Source organism: Psychrobacter sp. AOP31-B2-9, assembly GCF_052378005.1.
Taxonomy (GTDB): domain Bacteria; phylum Pseudomonadota; class Gammaproteobacteria; order Pseudomonadales; family Moraxellaceae; genus Psychrobacter.
Genome location: NZ_JBQSXG010000020.1, coordinates 1 through 18985, shown reverse-complemented (window position 1 = coordinate 18985; position 18985 = coordinate 1). Strand labels below are relative to the sequence as shown.

The following is an 18985-nucleotide window of genomic DNA, read 5'->3' as shown; positions in this document are numbered from 1 at the left end:
GTTTATCAGGCGGATGTACTCACTAGTTTAACAAATTTTGCACGTGGTAGGTGTGTTATGACAGTTACTTACGTGCTATTTTGTCAATATCGGGGTTAATTAATACAGAATAGGGTCATTAATCCTGTACACTTAAACGCTCTCTATTCTTTTCAACTGTTTTTTCACCGATGCCTTTAACTTTCGATAATTCATCGATAGTGATAAAACCACCAAACATCTCACGATATAAAATTATCGCCTGCGCTTTACTACTACCGATACCATCTAGCGACACCAACTCGCCTTCGCTAGCACGATTGATATTGACGATAGCTTGCTCACGGGACTGCATTTTGGCATCCTCTTGTGCCAATAGATATTCATAGGCACGTTGAGGGTCATCAAAACAGGGCGCTGCATGCACACTATTGGGCATTACAATAGCCAAAGCGCAGCCTAAAACAGCAGCCTTGAATAAGCCAACAAAATCTAAATGCATAAAAGCAGCGTTATGATGAGCGTTCATGTTGTTTCGCCGCTTCCCATAATGCGTCCATTTCGGTTATGTCACTGTCTTCTAGACGTTTACCAGCGATAGCTAACTGATCCTCAATATAGCCAAACCGTGACTTAAATTTATGCACACACGTCAAAGCTGCTGTTTCTGCATCAAGGTTCAATTTTCGTGCGACATTGACTAGGGCAAACATACAATCCCCCATTTCTTTTTCAATATCTTTAATATTGTTTTTCATTTGTTCTTTGGACTTAGCAACAGTCTCAGCCTTTAACTCAGCAACTTCTTCATCCAGTTTTTCAAATGCCCCTGCTATGCCTTCCCAATCAAATCCCAGTTTTGACGCCTGTTTCTGTACATCTTGTGCCTGCATTAACGCACTGCCCGCCTTGATATTATCCAACCGATGCTTAGGTTTGCCGCGTGCCTCTCGTGCTTGCTTTTCTTCTGCCTTGATTTCATCCCAGCGTGTTTTTACCGCTGCATCATCTGTAAGCGTTTCGGCCTCAAACACATGTGGGTGACGGCGAATCAACTTCTCTTGCAAAGTGGTGATCACATCACTCATATCAAAGCGACCTTGTTCGGCATACATTTGGCAATGAAAGACAACTTGCAGCAGTACATCACCAAGCTCACCTTTGATGTCTTCATCATCATCACTTTGTACCGCCTCACCCAGCTCATACGCTTCTTCAATAGCATACGGAATGAGGCTATGATTGCTTTGTTTTTTATCCCACGGGCAGTCGATGCGTAACCGTGCCATCAATGCCAACAAATCATGAAGCTGGCCTGTGGCTTCTGGTGTTCCTTGTACAGGTGTAGGCATGGTGGTGGTGTTATTTGAAATACTCATAAGGGCTGCTCTTATCATTTTATGTGATGTTTACCGATTCACCTCATAGTCAGTGTATCATTGAAAGCTAATTGGCCTATAATTGTGCTATCTATTTTATTATGTTGCCACCGCTCACGCGCAAGGAATTTTTACCATTATGTCTACTTCTGCGACCATTAGCTATCAGCCAAAAACTGAATTCAATCCTATTACGATTAGCTCATTCAAAGCTTATGATATTCGCGGTGAGCTTGGCGTAAACCTAGATGAAACCATCGCTTATCGTATCGGCCGTGCCTTTGCGCAAATTTTGTTCCAGCGTTATAATGCTGTCCTTGCGAGCAATCAAGCGCATGAACTGGCAGCACTAAAACCTAAGATTGTCATTGGTAGCGATATTCGTCATTCAAGCGAGCAGTTAAAACAGGCTGCTATCAAAGGCATGATAGACGCAGGTGTCGATGTGATTGATTTGGGCATGACAGGCACTGAAGAGGTTTACTTTGCCACCAGTCACTATCAAGCACTGGGCGGTATCGAAGTCACTGCCAGTCACAACCCCATCAATTATAATGGCTTAAAACTGGTCAAAGAATACTCAAAACCTATCAGTGCTGATGATGGTCTGGCAGAAATTCAAGCACTCGCAGAATCAGGGCAATTCACCACTGACAGTCAATCAGGAAACTTACAATTATTGACAGATAAAGGCGCGTATATCGACCATGTCATGACCTTTATCGATACTGATAAGTTAAAGCCGCTCAAGCTAGTCATTAACTCAGGCAATGGTAGCGCAGGACCTGTGGTTGACCTATTAATTGATAAGCTGAAACAAGCAGCTACACCGATTGAAGTCATTAAATTGCATCACACTCCTGATGGCAGCTTTCCCAATGGCATCCCCAACCCCATGATTGAAGCCAATAGAGTGGCTACCCAGCAAGCGGTGTTAGAAAATAAAGCCGACCTTGGTATTGCCTTTGATGGTGATTTCGATCGCTGCTTTTTGTTTGATGAAAACGGTGAGTTTATTGATGGCAGCTATGTGGTTGGCATGCTCGCTCAAGCATTTTTGAATAAATATCCCAACGAATCTATCGTCTACGATCCACGAGTACTATACAACACTGAAGCGGTTATCAAAGAACATAATGGTAAAGCAGTCATTAGTAAATCTGGACACTCTTTTATCAAGCAAGTAATGCGCGACTCAGGCGCAGTTTATGGTGGTGAGATGTCTGCCCATCATTATTTTCGCGATTTTTGCTACTGTGATAGCGGCATGATTCCTTGGCTGCTCACTATTGAGCTATTATCTATTACGGGTAAAACTTTGTCAGAATTGGTCACAGGCTATATTGCAGCCTATCCAAGCTCAGGTGAGCTAAACTTCCGTCTCACCACCCATGATGCGCCGACGATTATTAGCGCGATTGAAAATAAATTTAGTACCGACAATCCAACTAAATCGATGCTTGACGGTCTCAGTCTGAATTTTGGTGATTGGCGCTTTAATATACGTGCATCAAATACCGAACCACTGATCAGATTAAATATTGAAACTCGTGGTGATAAGCCTTTATTAAATAAAAAAATACAAGAAATAAAAACATGGCTAAGTGAGCAAGGTGCTGTGCTAGCCTGAAAAGTGTCTATTACACCAGTATTAAGTAGTGATACTTGTAGTCAAAAACCAAAAAGAGCTCGCTAATGATATTAGGGCATGTCCTCAATTCAATCGATAGACATCTAAATGGCTAAATCTTGCCAAACAGCGTCAAATAACTGACTAATATCTCGATATTATCTGCGCTATTTTCCTTGTTTGACGACAATTTATCTCATTTTTATCACCATTTTTTAAATGAGGACACGCCCTAACGAGCTTTTTTTAAAAGCACTTTTAAGAATCTTGTTTTGAAAAGAACTTTTAGCAAGTTTACTTAGTACGCCCAATCCCCATATAGTCACCGACTAAACCGTTAATTTGTATCCTTGTCAGTGCGTTTTGCGCATCAAATACTGGCATGGCTTGCTGATTGATTTTGGCAACATCTAACTGGTCTCGCGGCGACCAACTAATGATAAAGATTGCTTGAGCCTGATCTAACTGCTGATATGGACTGTTGATCAACTCTAACAACGGCTGCTGTTTATAAAGCGCCGCCAGTTCAGCCTGTGCATTGTCACTATAAACCAATGTACGAATATTATAAGACCACAATAGCGCTAACAAGGGATGGATGGCTGAACCGGCCGTACGCCCAGATCCTGCCTTATAACTACCACCCCATATCATCACGGTTTTATTATCAATAAAACCATCAAAATACTGCCAAAATTTACGGAAAACTAGCTCTTTTTGGTCTTCATTAATATGCATTATAGACTGTAACAGTGGCATATCTAAGCTGTGCGTTTGGCTTGATTGCTGCAACTTAGCCAATTCAGTCGGTAACGTATTACCACCAAACCCCCAACCTGCTTGCAAATAACTGCTACCGACACGCTCGTCCAAGCCCATGATACGACTGACTTGTTTGATATCAACCTGCTGACTGTCAGCCAAGCGTGACATCTCATTCATAAAGCTCACTCTAGTCGCGAGCATCGCCATGATACTACTACGTGCAAACTCTATCGTTGCGATATCAGCATGATGAGACGCGCTTGCATGCTGCATGATAGATTTTAGTATCTCTAAATGTTGGCTACTATCTGCTGTTTTTTCACCCAGTAACCACAATGAGGGACTTAACATCGAGCTATATGCATCACCATCTTTTAAAAATACAAACGGCACATAGTATACCCAGGCACGCTGCAAACGTTGAGCCAATGCTGATACTTTTCCTAGCGGTTCAATACCGCTCATAATAACGGGCAAAGACTGCTGATGACTATGGTTAAAAGCCGTAACCCAACTGTCTTCTGTCCATATTGACTTAATACTGTCTAAAAACAACCAGTACAGCGCCACAGCGCTTTGTTCCTCAGCAGCATGATAACTAGCCGATTCATAGTATTTTATTAAGGTATCAGCACTATCTGGCAAACCTTCACAAACAATAACCTGCTGCTGCTCATACATTTGCCAAAGCGCTTGCAAATGATGCTCAAAACCATATTGCTGTAGCTGCTGCGTCAATAAACCCATATCCGCATATAGATGAATGCGCTGACCTAAGCTTGCTAGCACCACGGCACTGGCAATGGCTTCAATGCTGTGACCAATCAGCACACAAACGTCACTATTATTAGCGCCTTGTAGCTTATCCGCGTGCATATATTTAGGTGTATTGTCATTTATAGAATCAGCGCTCATAAGCTTACCTTTTTAGCTTCATTGTCGTATCCTCAGAACCATCAAGACATCTGTTTGATATGATGCAGTAACTGGTCAGTAGAAGTATCAAACTGACCAGTAATCTCTTGTTGCATAGCGTGATGCACCGACTCTGCCATTTGCTTACCCATCTCAACACCCCATTGATCAAAAGGGTTGATATCCCAGATACTGGCCATGACATAGACTTTATGCTCATAGAGAGCGATCAGTGCGCCCAAACTATGCGGTGTGAGTTCATCCATCAGCAAAGTGGTTGACGGTTGGTTACCACGGTAGTATTTGTATTTGTCTGCATCAGAGACCGTGTTGGTATCCGCAACAGCGGCATTACCAAACGCCAATACCCGACTTTGTGCCAAACAATTGGCTAAAGACAGCTCATGCTGCTGTTGTAACGATGATTTTTTTGTTTCGTCACTATAACGGCGTACACAAGCAATGAAATCACAAGAGACCTGCTGCGTACCTTGATGCAATAATTGATAAAATGCATGCTGCGCATTTGAGCCAATTTCACCCCACAAAATCGGGCAAGTATCGTAATCAATACGCTCGCCATGTTGAGTGACGGACTTACCGTTACTTTCCATTTCTAGCTGAGTTAAGTAACTTGGCAAATAGCTGAGACGACCATCATAAGGCAGTACCGTATGCGCATTTACTTGTAAAAACGTACTGTTCCATACTGCCAGCAGCCCTAATAACACTGGTAAGTTCTCTGAAAAGTCAGCTTGAGAAAAATGCTCATCCATACTATGAGCGCCAGCCAATAGCGCTTTAAACCCAGACATACCTATACGTATAGCAATCGCTAGCCCAATCGCCGACCATAAGGAAAAACGACCGCCGACCCATTCCCAAAACTGTAACTGGTTTTCAGGATGAATACCCCACGCACCCATTTTCTCACTATTGGTCGAAATACCAATAAAGTGGCGACGTAGCACGCTGTCTTCTGTACCTGCCCGCAGCTTTGCCGTCGCCAATAACCATGACAACGCTGTCTTTGCATTGGATAAGGTGTCAACGGTACCAAAGGACTTGGATGAGATAATAAATAAAGTTGTTTCCGGGTTGAGATGTTTCAGCAGATTATCTAGCTGAGTACCATCCATATTAGAAACAAAATGCACGGCAATACTCGTATCCGCCCACTCGTCAAGTGCCGTTGTCGCCATCAGCGGCCCAAGATCAGAGCCACCAACACCGATATTCACCACATCAGTAATGGCTTGACCAGAAAAACCACGCCATATACCACTACGTATGCGCTCGGACAGCTTTGCCACTTGAGTCAAACTACGATGTACATCAGCAACAATATCTTGCCCAGCAACTTGTAACGTCGCCGTTTCTGGTAGACGTAACGCTGTATGTAGCGCAGCCCGTGCTTCACTAGTATTGACCATCGCGCCTTGCATCAATGCATCAATACGTGTCGATAATTCACAGCTACCCGCCAAATCTAATAAACTGGCCAAGACTGTCTCATCAATACATTGCTTACTGTAGTCCATATACAATGCACCAGCTTGTGTACTAAAGCGCTTAGCACGGGTATCATCTTGCGCAAATAGCTGTGCAAGTGACCAAGGCTGTTTGGCAAGCGATTGCAATTGCTGCCAATAGTGAGAGCTACGAGCATTGTTGTAGGCGGTTTTGTTCTTTATCTCATCCATCAGCTACTCATCATCTACTAATTGCTGCTGCGCAAAATAGATAAACGCCTGCATATAAGAGCGCATATCACCGGCATCATAGCTCTTACCACGCATGGTTGTGACATTGACTCCATACTCACTAATCAAGGCATCAATGGCATCGGTCAGCTGAATCTCACCACCAACTGAAGCTTTGGTCTTGCTCAAGTAATCAAAGATTTGATTACTAAAGACATAACGACCAACGACGGCCAATCGCGATGGCGCATCGGCTAAATTGGGCTTTTCTACAAATCCAGCCACTTTAAAGCTGGCATTACCATCGTTACCACCTGCCTCATTATTTATTTCACTCGAGTCACTCAACTTAGCAATGCCGTACTTATGAACATCTTCGTCTGCGACCTTATCAACCAATATCTGTGAATGCTTGTCTTGGTTAAAAGCGTCAATCATAAACGCTAAGTTATCAGTAGTCATATCACCGGTAAAGGGATCTAACACCACATCTGGTAGTAATACGGCAAAATCATTATCACCAATGACAGGACGCGCTGCCAATACTGCATGACCCAACCCCAATGGTTTACCCTGACGTATCATCGATACCGTCACACCTTCGGGTAGCCAGTTTAGGCTGTCAGCCAGCGTATCTTTGCCTTTAGCACGTAGTTGACTGTCTAGCTCAGCATTGGTATCAAAGTAGTTTTCTATCGCGCTTTTTTGCGCATGACCGACCAAGACAATATGCTTAATACCTGCAGCAATGGCCTCTTCGACTACGTAGTGAATGGCAGGACGATTGCCAAGTGGTAATAGCTCTTTTGGCACAGATTTTGACAATGGCAGCATACGTGTACCAAAGCCTGCGACAGGGATAACGGCGTGAGTGATTTTTTTCATAATATTCAAACTGTATTAAAAGTAAAGGTAGTATAAAGATGACCATAATTAAACATAGCGAGACAACCATGACTCGATAAAAATCAAGAGGCCTGATAACCATTTGGGTTCATACTTTGCCATCGCCAAGTATCTTGACACATGTCGGTGATAGATAGCTTAGCTTGCCACCCCAATAATGCTTGCGCTTTATCAGCACTGGCATAACAACTAGCAATATCACCTGCCCGACGTTCAACGAATTGATAAGCAATCGGCTGTTTAGAAACTTCAGCAAATGCGGTAACCAATTCTAAAACAGAAGTACCTTTACCAGTGCCTAAGTTAATCGGTAAAAAACCAACTGAACCAGATTTTGCACTGGTTTGCTTTGCAATAGCTGTATTCAAACAATTCTCTTCTGGAGATATTTGCTGCTCTAAATAACTCAATGCCGCCACATGACCTTGCGCCAAATCAGTGACATGAATAAAGTCACGGACACCTGTTCCATCTACGGTAGGGTAATCATTACCAAAGATACTGAGCTTATCAAGTTTGCCGACGGCCACTTGAGAAATATAAGGCATCAGGTTATTCGGAATGTCGTTTGGGTCTTCGCCTATCTGCCCTGATGGATGCGCCCCTACAGGATTAAAGTACCTCAAAGCAATCAGATTCCAACTTTTATCCGATATGGCCAAGTCCTCTAATATGTACTCAACTGCCAGTTTACTTTGTCCATACGGGTTGGTACAAGAGCGCTTTGACAGCTCATGGATGGGTAACGTTTCAGGGTCACCATAAACCGTTGCAGAAGACGAAAAAACAAAGTTTTTGATACCATACTCTGCCATGACTTCTAATAAGGCAATGGTACCACTGACATTATTGTTATAATACAGTAATGGCTTTGTGACGGATTCACCAACGGCTTTTAAGCCTGCGAAATGAATCACACCAAAAAACTGATGCGCAGCAAATACTTGTTTGAGTGAGTCAACATCTCGAATATCACCTTTGATAAACTCAACTGGTTGACCTATGAGCCTAGAAACACGATTGATCGCTTCATCGCTACTATTGGATAAGTTATCATACACAACGATATCATAACCTGCTTCATACAAGGCGACACAAGTATGAGAGCCTATGTACCCTGCACCACCAGTGACTAATATTTTTTTATTCATGAATTCACCCAATCATTTTTCGAATTTCTTTTCTCAAAGTAGGTATTCATTTTGACTCGCACATGCAACTATACTGGGAACGATAAACTATTGCCAACATGAATATCCCAATAATACATATCTGCTCTCTATCAATCTAAGCCTATAACTTAAACAATCAACCTAAGCCAACAACTCTACTATGAAACTCAACGCTTACATTCGACCTCTTCTATCGGGCTACTATAAACATTACCGCCAGCCAAGCCAGCGTTTGGCGTTAGTCGTTGGTATGCAGCCATGGCGAGATATGGTTGGTGAATGGGTGTTAGAGTCAGCACATATCCAAATACAAAGGCATTTTGATAAGATTTATTTTAATCTATGGCTCAAACCTTTTATCAAGCTGGTCAACCCTGTTATCTATATTTGGGGCTATAAAGCGCCTGATTACTTTATCGAATACATCCGCGAGCAAAGCCTAGATGTTTTCTTTTTAGAAGATGGTTTTATCCGCTCAGGCCCTAATGAGGATAGTAGCGTGCCGCCATTATCTATCGTCATGGATAGCCAAGCACCGTATTTTGATACCACTCGCCCAAACGATTTGACCGACTTGATTGCCAATTTTGATGCTGAGCAAGACGATTATGATGACGTACTAGCCCAAGAAATGCTCGATTACTATGTCGCGCATAGAGTGAGCAAATACAATCATCAGCCATATGTCGATGTCGCACCTATCTATGGTGTGAAAAATAAAAAACGTGTATTAGTACTTGGGCAAGTGCCACATGATGACTCATTAAAATACGGTGGCGGTGAGGGTATCACCTTACTCGATGTGGTTAATCAGGCAATCGAAGAAAATCCTGATGCACAAATCATTGTCAAACCGCATCCAATGACACTCGATGATTCCTCCATCATCAGCACACTCACTGAGCTAGACTGCCTTATATTGACCCAGTCTATTCATTTGGTTGATGCTTTAGAGACGATAGATCATGTCTATACGATTACCTCATTAGGTGGGTTTGAAGCATTATTAAGAGGAAAAAAGGTCACCGTATTAGGGCGACCTTTTTATCAAGATATCTGTCAAATAAAAAATACTAAACATAAATACTTTTTATTATGCTACTTATATAGTCAAAAAAATCACTGCGTCACATTGGCATGAATTTTTAGAAATGTAGCAGGATCTTCTATCAATTTAGACTGACCTTGCTCAATCAAAATCTTATCAGCCAACTCACGGAAAGCGCCAAAACCGCCCTTGGTATCTGTTACTAAATCACACTTAACCTTGACATAATCTGGTGCATCAGCAACAGCCACGGAAACGCCACAACTGATGAAAGCTGGCAAATCAATGGTGTCATCCCCGATATATACCGTATTGGCTTTGATAGTATTCGCACGCTGGATAATCTCTTGACAAGCCACTTCTTTATTTTTGATACCTAGCATAAAAATATCAATACCCAAATCAGAAATTCTCTTCCTCAAAGGTTTAGAGTCTTTACCTGATAGTACAGCTACTTGAATCCCTGCCTGTTGCAACAACTTGATACCCAAACCATCACGTACATGAAAGCGCTTCATGCATTCACCATGTTCATCATAGTAAATACCACCATCTGTTAATACACCATCAATATCGGTAATAACAAGTTCTATACTAGAGAGTAAAGACTTTTCACTCTCTGGTTGCTTACCTTGAAGGATAGCGATTACTTTTTGAAGGTCTTCAGGAGTATCTACGCCAGGCCCTGTCTTCATCACCTCAAAGGCAAAAATATCTATGTCACTGTCTAATAATCTTAACTGTTCTAATTGCTCTGCTGATTCGATATTAGATTCAGGCAATTGCGCATATCGTTCTAGAACAGACTTTCGATAAGCATATACACCAACGTGCTGCTTATAATTAATTTGTACATCGTTGTTTCGAATAAAAGGTATTGGAGAGCGACTGAAATAACACGCACGGCCGCTGTGTGATGTGACCACTTTAACGGTATTGGGATCTTGAGCCTGATGTGCGCTGATAGAGTGATAGATGGTTCCGACTTCAATTGACTCGTCACTACGCATGGCGTTAATCAGCATCTCAATGTCATCAGAACGAACCAAAGGTTCGTCACCTTGTAAGTTGACATATAAATCGGCATCTACCTTACTCATCACTTCTACTAGTCTGTCAGTGCCTGAAATATGAGTTGAGCTTGTCATTACGCCTTTGCCACCAAAACTTACGACTGCTTCAAGCACTCTCTCGTCATCTGTTGCTACTATTACGTCAACATTTTTGACTAATTTAGCTTTTTCGTATACGTGCTGAACCATCGGTTTACCCAAAATATCAGCAAGTGGCTTACCAGGAAACCTTGAAGACGCATAGCGTGCAGGGATAATAATTGCAACAGAGTCCATCTAATACACCTTTAAATATGTTTTACTGAATATCAATGCTTGGTAATGACTTGATTAAATCATCAACCTGCTTCATCTGTTGTAAGAACGGTTCCAGCTTGTCTAGTGGCAATGCACTTGGTCCGTCACATTTAGCTTCACTAGGATTTGGATGCGCCTCTAAGAACAGCCCTGCAAGTCCAGCAGCCATACCTGAGCGAGCCAGTTCTATAATTTGGTCTCTACGGCCTCCTGATGCATCACTGCCTGAACTTCTAGTTTGTAGTGCGTGGGTCACATCAAAGATAATAGGGGCATTATTACTAATGCGCTTCATTACGCCTAACCCCAGCATATCAACGACTAGGTTATCGTAACCAAAACAGCTACCACGTTCACAAAGCATGAGTTTATCACTGCCCATTTCATGAAATTTATTAATAATATTCTTCATCTGCTCTGGACTAAGAAACTGTGGTTTCTTAATATTAATTGGACGACCAGTCTCTGCTAATGCTTTAACCAAATCAGTTTGACGCGCTAGAAAAGCAGGCAGTTGTAAAATATCAATAACTTCAGCAGCTGGCTGACACTGAACTATTTCATGTACGTCTGAGATGATGGGCACACCAAAAGTTTCTTTTACTTCTTGTAAAATCTTCAAACCTTCATCTAATCCTGGCCCCCGGAAAGAATGGATTGAAGACCTATTGGCTTTATCGAAACTGGCTTTAAATACATAGGGTATGCCAAGTTTTTGCGTAATCTCCACATATGCTTCGCATGTCTTTAAAGCAAGATCTCTTGATTCGATGACATTGATACCACCGAATAGTACGAAAGGCTGATCGTTACCAACCGTTATATTTTCTGTTATTTTCATTATAGACTCTCAAATATTATAGATATTAATGTTTATTTAGCTGATACCAGCTTGTACCAAGTCACGCAAAGCAAGCACACCTATTAAGGTATCACCATCCAAAACGATAAGTTGATTGACCTTTCTTTGCCTCATAATATTCAGCGCTTCTGATGCTTTAGTATTAGTCGTTGTAGTAATAGGTGTGGTCTTCATGACACTAGCAATAGGTTGACTCATATCTTGGTTTATCGTTAATAATCGACGTATATCACCATCGGTCAATACTCCGTAACGTTTCTCATCATCTACTACGACTGTCATGCCCAGTCTTTTTTCTGTGATTTCAAACAAAGCATCTATGATACTAGTATTACCTGTAACGACAGGAATCTCATCACCAGACTTCATGATATCAGAAACATCCGTTAATAGGTTTTTACCAAGCGAACCAGCAGGATGAGACAAAGCAAAGTCTTCAGACTTAAAGCCACGTGCCTCTAGCAGAGCAATAGCTAGAGCATCACCTAACACCATAGTTGCTGTGGTGCTAGAGGTAGGCGCCAACCCCATTGGACAAGCTTCCTCAAGATCCCCTAGAGTTAATGCGACATCCGCTTCTTGCGGTAACTCACCTGTTAGGTTTTTACTAATGCTAATCAAAGGTAAGTTTAGTCTTTTGATTACAGGTAATAAAACATTGATTTCATCACTATTGCCTGAGTTAGAGATGGCTAAGACAACGTCACCTTTTACAATCATTCCAAGGTCACCATGGCCTGCTTCACCAGGATGCACAAAAAATGCAGGCGTACCAGTAGATGCCATTGTCGCCGCTATCTTGCGACCTACCAAACCCGACTTTCCCATACCAGTTATAATTAAGCGGCCTTGGCAACTCAAAATAGTTTGACAGGCAGATATAAATCTTTGATCTAGATCAATTTTTAACAGCGCCAATGCTTTAAGCTCAATATCAAAAGTTCGTTGAGCCGATATTAAATAATTATTATTTTGTGTGTGCACTATACGCTCCTCATTTCGTTTCGTTGGATTGATTTAATCCTGAGCTTTCTGCTGTATGCTCATACTTCTTATAATATTTCAGTGCTAGATTTTCACTTTTTTTAGTGAAAGCCCGCTGCCATATTCTTCCTTTAAAACTTGAAATGCGCATTGGGGTTCCCTTTGCAACACTATACTTTGGTATATCCTTAGTTACGACTGTATCTAATGCAATTATACTATTTGCTCCGATAGTTGTGTTTTTCAAAATACTTGCGTTTCTAGCTATCCATACATGCTCTTCAATGACAACTGAGCTGATAGACTCATTTAAATGTTTTAGAGACGGATACTCAAGAATAGGATGAGCATCAGAGGAACGTACTAGACAGTCTGCAGCAAACATACAATCATCGCCAATGATGATGCCAGGTGAATCTGCATAGCTATCGATTTCATGTTTCGTTGCTCTTAAACCGCTTCTGAATGCACAATCAAAGTTAGTAGTTACATGATTACCAATAGCAATAAAATCACTTTTTTGGTTACTGTCTATTATTAGTTTTTTAAATGTACAGTCATTACCTATATATATGAAAGAGTCCGAACCTTTGATCGTGATGGTCGCATTACCTTTCAAGTTTGCACCCAAAAACACAACTGAGTTTTCACTGTCTATAAAGTTGATTTTTAAATCAATATTCAAGGATTCTTTTTTCAAAAAAACTTTATTGGTAGCGCTACCTTTGATAAGCAATTTTTTTTGGCTTTCGACAAGAATGAAGGCTGACGTATCCGTACAAAAATCTTCTATGATCTTCTTTGAAATATCTAAATTACTCATCATAAATCCATTCTTTTAAGAGAGCAGGCAATTTCTCTAATTTTGGGTTATGTATATTTGCATAATAGTAAAGGAAGTTTTTGACTTTTCGCTCATCAACTGCAAACTGGTTTGCTTCTAAACACTGTAATAGCTCCAGTGGGGTTTTTACTTGGCTAGATACAGCATACGCATAATCACATTGTCCACAGACTACTACTGGCTTTAAATGCATAAGAGCCTCAAAGCCAACACCTGAGTTTACTACAAATACAGCTTTAGCATTCTCTATAATGTTATGAATGGATGCATCTGAAACGATAATACTACCTTCATTTACAAGTGCTTCAATTAATAATTGCATACTGAGTGAATTACAGTAAGGGTGGCGCTTTATCACTACTTTCGTTGCTGTGTTTTTGTAGTATTGAGCGATGGTTTTGAGCATCTGTATACCATCAAAAAATGCAATATCAGCTACTATATCCGTTAAAACTTGAAGTGCTACAAATACATATTCACCATTGGATGAAAAAGCTTTTTCATTTTGGTGATATTTAGACACATTATTAACGACATACTCTTGGTATAAATAATTAAAATTCTCATCTAAAACCAATTGGCTAATACTACTTGTACTCTCTTCTATTTTTGAAAAATCATTGGCCATTTTAGAATAGCCTGCAAACCCCTTTGTATCGACAGAGCAACGGTTTGCTAAGGTAGACTCTTGCACATGTAGCCAATTAGGGTTATCTGCTTTGCTAAAAGTATGATAGCTAATCGCCTTAAACTCTGTTCTTCTAGATACGTTTTTCCAGTGATACTGATGCCTTGGAATAATTACTATATCTTCATATGATGATACTATTTCGCATATTTCTCTAAAATATTCCTGCGCTGTCTTAAATGACGGCTTTTCTTTTTCTGGCGGAGTAAAAAAAGCACTAGGTATAAAAAACTCAACTTTTATAGTTTCTTTTTCTACTTTATTAACGTCGACAGGAAAGCCATTCATTATTCCCAACAAAACATCAGACTTTTCATTTTCATCTGCTAAGTCCAACCACGCAATGATATTCTTTGAATCACTATAAACAAGGTTTTTTTCTATTTTTTCGTACAGTGACAATACATTTTCATCAAGCTTAAACCCACGATCCAGACCTTTATCCGTAAACTCCATTGCATCGACAAACCATCTATTAGAGAGCAAGAATTTAAGATTTTTATTAAACTCATTATTATTTTTAAGTATATTTTGTCTAATAATTTTTTTAACTTTCACTCTAGATGCAACAAGTTCATCTTTTCTATCAGGGTAAAAACAAGACACCCTATTAATCATACTCAGAAACCTTGCCAACTCGGCATCTTTGAAATTGAGTACTCTATCCAAAGTCTCTATTCCTTGATCAATCATCTGATGATCAGACTCAAAAGTTAATCGTCTTATCGCACCATAAATTGGGTAGGTTTGCTCACTAAGAAGCAAAAATGCATAAGCTCTGTCAATTTGTTTATCAAATTTATATATATCGGATATTCTGTGTAAAACCCTTCTGTCCATACCATATTTTTTTTGCATTAAAAACAGGTGATCTAGGGCGCTTTGTTGATCTCCCATATCCAGATAGCTTGCAATAATAGCAAACCTCGTTTTCATAGTGAAAGAATCAATATTAATTGGAAGCCACTTGACTAACTTTGCAACCTCTTTACTTCTACTTAGTCTGCTTAAGAAAAGTATATAGTCATCATGGTATTTAAAATTCAAAGGGTTGAGTTTAATTAAGTTTCTTATTCTCATAATTTCGTCTTCTAGTACAGTAGTTATATGAGTGTTATCATAAGAAAGGATTTGCTCTTTTAATGACTCAGTTATTTTACTCTTAGGTGATTGGAGTAACACCCTCCACGCAGCATTGAACTGTTTACGCTGTATCTTAATTTTTGCATCTTCGATATAGCTAAAAGTATGTTGAGGAAACCCAAGCCTTGCCTTTGCTATGCACTTTTCTTGCAACTCTATATCATCTTTTTCAACGGCTAAGCTATGGATTTTCTTTATCGCAGTCAACGTGGGTTTTTCTAACTCATCTATCCCAACAACCTTAGGCGGAGGTGCAGGTACTTTAACGGCTTTTTTCGGTGTTATTACCTTTTTCTTCGGTACCACAGTTTTCTTCGGTACCACGGTTTTCTTTGATGCTGCCGTCCTCTTTGATGCCACGATTTTCTTTAACGCTGCAATTTCTTTACTGTGAGGTGCTTCATTTAGCACTCTCCATGCATCATTAAACTGTTTAAGCTGTATTTTAATTTTTGCTTCTTCAATATAGGCAAAAGTGTTTTCAGGGAATCTTGCTTTTGCTTTTGCTACACATATTTGTTGCAGCTCTATATTATTTGTCTTAACAGCTACCTTATAAATTTTCTTTATTTTATCTAACGATAAATTTTCTAGCATTTTATCGCTAATAAAAGCCAAATTGGTTGGTTTGAGATTACGTAAGGAGAACATACTAAACAATGATTTATCTGCCATTTTGACTCTTCTTTAAAATGTTGTATTGTCGTTTTAACTGATATAGCTCTTTGATCGAATCATGCACATAAGATTGCATTTGAGTTCGAACTATATCCCCAGACATCAGACCATCTATCGCTTCAATACATTTTTCTATGGAATCTTCACTATATTCGTATAACTCAGATTTTATGACTTCTTTATCCCTGACTATACTATTATAATTTTCTTCTATGTATTTGATACCATCGATCAAACTAGAAGGATTGTCTACTCTATAACCAAGCTCATCTCTTCTATTAAACTCTAAACTATGAGTGTCAATTTTAGCTTCTTCTAAAATTTCATTTTCATCTTTATCTAAGAGAACAACTGGCTTGCTACAGTAAATGGCATCAAAAATTGCACCGCTATAATCAGAAATTACAATATCAGATATACTAAGAAGCTCTAAAGCATCGTCATTAGCACCAAAAAAATGTATCCTATTTGTTTCTATTTTTTCTAGTCTACCTCCTTCTAAAAGATCCGTATTATGATGTAATTTGATAAGTACATTATAATTCTGAGACAAAGCAAGAACTGAATTAATATAGTCATCTATACTCGATAGCTCTCCCCAAGTCGGCATATATAATACGGTTAACAAACCATCTTCTATGCTCTGGTTATATTTACTCTTCGCATCTAAATGAAATTTTTCATCATGCCATAACTGTAACCTTGGGTTTCCGACAGCTTTAGACGGAGAGTACGCAGATAATTTCTTTTCTGGATAAGAGCCATACACAAGGCATAGGTCTGCCAATGCCCTCCATGTTCCATAATTATGAGGTTCTTTAGCATAACCATATTGAAGCATTACGATTTTTGTTTTCTCAAATAGCGGTAAATGAAGAAACATTGTTTGACATACAATAATGTCAAACACACCATCTAATTCTTTGACCTTTCCAGTTTCCCAAACTACAACGGGAACTTCTTGATTGGTTAGAATTTCTTTTGTAAAATCATTGAGGTGATCTCTTCTCTTTTCTAATATAAAGACGCTTCCTGGAATTTTACTGGCTAACGATTTAATATGTATAAACTGAAAAGGGTTCCATCCTATAAATGCTATTTTGTAATTATTCATTTTGATAAAACTCCAAAAAGTCTTTTACTTTTCCAAAAAAATTAAACTCTGAAACAGATAATTTGCTGTGACTCTATTTGCACGTGTAACCGCTTAGCTAAGTCTTGAGCTTTATCAAGAACACAAAGTCATATCTATTTCAGTATTAGCGTACTACCTAACTCAATAAAATATCGGCTATCAAACCGATATAAACATCAAGACTTATCGCACTTACCCTAACAACTGGTTTCTATAAAAAAATAGACTTGCAACTTTGCAACATATTTCCATATGGACACTTTGTCCAGCGATTATATGACCAGCCATCTACCATCAATACTACCCCAATTTTTTACGCTGTTCATTATAGTCATCAATTATAAAATTAATACTCAGCATATCTTCATGGGTTAATTGCTCAGAAGCTTTCATATTGCGAGTTACTAAAGTAACAAACTCTGAAATCTCATATCTTAATCCATCTCCTTCGAACAAATACTCAAACTCTTCGATATGGTTTGGATCTTCATATCTAACAAAAAACTTCTTAGTTAACCACCAAGGTGCAGGAATATACACATATCCTTTTGAACCGGAAATGACCGCTGAACCTTCAGTTTTAGCACCTATACCAACAGTACTAATGGAAATAGCACCTGAATCATACTCTCCAATGATACGGTTTGATAAATCAACACCTGTCTCTTCATCTATTTGATCAAAGTAATGGATCTTTGATGGTTTTCCGAGTATCTTTTGAGCCAATAATAGTGGATAGCTGGCTAATTCATTCGTGGCCCCGCCATAAGGCTGTTGCCACTCTCTGCTAGATTTGTCGTCAACTAACTTTGTAAAAGAAGATCTTACTTCTCGTACCTCACCAATTTTACCATTTTTAACTTCAAATAATAATTTATGGAATGCAGACACAAATGCAGTTTTGATAGCTTCAACAAATACCAATTCTTTTTCTTTGGCAATATTGAGTAGCTCTTCAAGTTTACCTGACTCTAAGGTAACTGGCTTTTCACATAAAACATGCTTTCCACTTAATAGTGCTGCTTTGGCTTGTTCGTAGTGAAACTCATGAGGTGAAGCAATATACACTGCATCAATATCATCATTTAAAAGATCGGCTAGAATTAAATGACCATTAGGAATACCAGTAGCTTCAATGAAATTTCTAACATTATTGATATCTCTTGACATAGCAGCTTGAATAACCAAATGAGGTACATTTTTGGCTTCATTACAAAAACGCTTGGCTATTCTACCTGTACCTATCACGCCTATCTTAAACTCACTTACTAAATCTTCTCTGAGCTTACTACTAGAAATTGCAGGAGTACGAGGTAAATAGATTACTTCACAATGTTCAGATAAATAATCAAAAGAACCTACCCAGTCATCACCGATGGCAAATATATCTATATCCATTTCTTGAATATCTTTAGCTTTCTGCTCTTTATCATATTCAATAATGACTTCATCTACATATTCTAGTGCTTGTACTGCTTCAGCACGTTCAGTCGTTGTGTTTACAACATCTAATTTACCTCTTGATCTATCGTAGCTTTCCGAGGTTACTCCGACAATTAAATAGTCACCTAATGCTTTAGCTCTTTTTAAGAGACGGATATGTCCTTCGTGTAACAAGTCATAGGATCCGTATGTAATCACTTTTTTCATACCACTACATCCTTTCATTTAAAGTGTGAAACCCGAAAACATTGAACTTAGATATCGAGAAAAATAATTATAAATACTAGAAAAATTAGGTTAAGTGCTCTTAAAAAACATACACCTTTATGGGATTATAATTT

15 protein-coding genes are annotated in these 18985 nt (G+C 39.3%); 2 read left to right on the top strand and 13 right to left on the bottom strand.

What is annotated here, in order from left to right:
* Nucleotides 1-118: 118 nt before the first annotated feature.
* Both ACT3SX_RS04120 and mazG read right to left on the bottom strand, forming a co-directional pair.
* Nucleotides 119-508: a ComEA family DNA-binding protein gene (locus ACT3SX_RS04120; RefSeq protein WP_192518398.1), complete on the bottom strand. Its 390-nt coding sequence runs from the start codon at nucleotides 506-508 to the stop codon at nucleotides 119-121.
* Nucleotides 492-1358 carry a nucleoside triphosphate pyrophosphohydrolase gene (mazG, locus tag ACT3SX_RS04115; RefSeq protein WP_192518397.1) on the bottom strand — a complete coding sequence of 289 codons (867 nt, stop codon included), beginning with the start codon at nucleotides 1356-1358 and terminating at the stop codon, nucleotides 492-494. Before mazG ends, ACT3SX_RS04120 begins: the two co-directional genes overlap by 17 nt.
* A 139-nt stretch (nucleotides 1359-1497) precedes the next feature.
* On the opposite strand from mazG, the gene ACT3SX_RS04110 reads away from it, so the two are divergent.
* On the top strand, nucleotides 1498-2988 hold the full coding sequence (locus ACT3SX_RS04110; protein WP_442062725.1) for a phosphomannomutase CpsG: 1491 nt from the start codon (nucleotides 1498-1500) through the stop codon (nucleotides 2986-2988).
* Between the two features lie 294 nt (nucleotides 2989-3282).
* Here ACT3SX_RS04110 and ACT3SX_RS04105 read toward each other — a convergent pair whose 3' ends face one another.
* The 4 genes from ACT3SX_RS04105 to galE all read right to left on the bottom strand — a co-directional run bounded on the left by ACT3SX_RS04105 (nucleotide 3283) and on the right by galE (nucleotide 8428).
* The gene (locus ACT3SX_RS04105; protein WP_413038423.1) at nucleotides 3283-4629 is read right to left on the bottom strand and encodes a UDP-glucose/GDP-mannose dehydrogenase family protein; all 1347 of its coding nucleotides are present in this window, start codon (nucleotides 4627-4629) and stop codon (nucleotides 3283-3285) included.
* A gap of 80 nt (nucleotides 4630-4709) precedes the next feature.
* Nucleotides 4710-6371, bottom strand: a complete 1662-nt coding sequence (gene pgi / locus ACT3SX_RS04100; RefSeq protein ID WP_442063216.1) for a glucose-6-phosphate isomerase — start codon at nucleotides 6369-6371, stop codon at nucleotides 4710-4712.
* A 3-nt stretch (nucleotides 6372-6374) separates the two neighbouring features.
* Nucleotides 6375-7256: a UTP--glucose-1-phosphate uridylyltransferase gene (locus ACT3SX_RS04095; RefSeq protein WP_192991740.1), complete on the bottom strand. Its 882-nt coding sequence runs from the start codon at nucleotides 7254-7256 to the stop codon at nucleotides 6375-6377.
* Between the two features lie 83 nt (nucleotides 7257-7339).
* On the bottom strand, nucleotides 7340-8428 hold the full coding sequence (gene galE / locus ACT3SX_RS04090; protein ID WP_442069543.1) for a UDP-glucose 4-epimerase GalE: 1089 nt from the start codon (nucleotides 8426-8428) through the stop codon (nucleotides 7340-7342).
* 181 nt (nucleotides 8429-8609) lie between these two features.
* Between galE and ACT3SX_RS04085 the strand changes: the two genes are divergently transcribed.
* The gene (locus ACT3SX_RS04085; RefSeq protein ID WP_442069544.1) at nucleotides 8610-9590 is read left to right on the top strand and encodes a capsular polysaccharide export protein, LipB/KpsS family; all 981 of its coding nucleotides are present in this window, start codon (nucleotides 8610-8612) and stop codon (nucleotides 9588-9590) included.
* On the opposite strand, the gene kdsB is transcribed toward ACT3SX_RS04085, so the two are convergent.
* The 7 genes from kdsB to ACT3SX_RS04050 all read right to left on the bottom strand — a co-directional run bounded on the left by kdsB (nucleotide 9569) and on the right by ACT3SX_RS04050 (nucleotide 18851).
* Nucleotides 9569-10846, bottom strand: coding sequence for a 3-deoxy-manno-octulosonate cytidylyltransferase (kdsB, locus tag ACT3SX_RS04080; protein ID WP_442069545.1), 1278 nt, complete (start codon nucleotides 10844-10846; stop codon nucleotides 9569-9571). The genes ACT3SX_RS04085 and kdsB overlap by 22 nt on opposite strands.
* Before the next feature lie 22 nt (nucleotides 10847-10868).
* Nucleotides 10869-11708: a 3-deoxy-8-phosphooctulonate synthase gene (kdsA, locus tag ACT3SX_RS04075; RefSeq protein ID WP_442069546.1), complete on the bottom strand. Its 840-nt coding sequence runs from the start codon at nucleotides 11706-11708 to the stop codon at nucleotides 10869-10871.
* 36 nt (nucleotides 11709-11744) lie between these two features.
* Complete coding sequence (locus ACT3SX_RS04070; RefSeq protein WP_442069547.1) at nucleotides 11745-12713, bottom strand: KpsF/GutQ family sugar-phosphate isomerase; 969 nt, start codon at nucleotides 12711-12713, stop codon at nucleotides 11745-11747.
* 10 nt (nucleotides 12714-12723) lie between these two features.
* On the bottom strand, nucleotides 12724-13539 hold the full coding sequence (locus tag ACT3SX_RS04065) for an acyltransferase (RefSeq protein WP_442069548.1): 816 nt from the start codon (nucleotides 13537-13539) through the stop codon (nucleotides 12724-12726).
* Nucleotides 13529-16063 (bottom strand): capsular polysaccharide export protein, LipB/KpsS family, encoded by a 2535-nt coding sequence (locus ACT3SX_RS04060; RefSeq protein WP_442069549.1) that lies wholly within the window; start codon nucleotides 16061-16063, stop codon nucleotides 13529-13531. The genes ACT3SX_RS04065 and ACT3SX_RS04060 overlap by 11 nt, the downstream gene beginning before the upstream one ends.
* Nucleotides 16053-17180, bottom strand: a complete 1128-nt coding sequence (locus tag ACT3SX_RS04055; RefSeq protein ID WP_442069550.1) for a CDP-glycerol glycerophosphotransferase family protein — start codon at nucleotides 17178-17180, stop codon at nucleotides 16053-16055. The genes ACT3SX_RS04060 and ACT3SX_RS04055 overlap by 11 nt, the downstream gene beginning before the upstream one ends.
* Nucleotides 17181-17501: 321 nt before the next feature.
* Nucleotides 17502-18851 (bottom strand): Gfo/Idh/MocA family oxidoreductase, encoded by a 1350-nt coding sequence (locus ACT3SX_RS04050; RefSeq protein ID WP_442069551.1) that lies wholly within the window; start codon nucleotides 18849-18851, stop codon nucleotides 17502-17504.
* Between the last annotated feature and the right edge of the window lie 134 nt (nucleotides 18852-18985).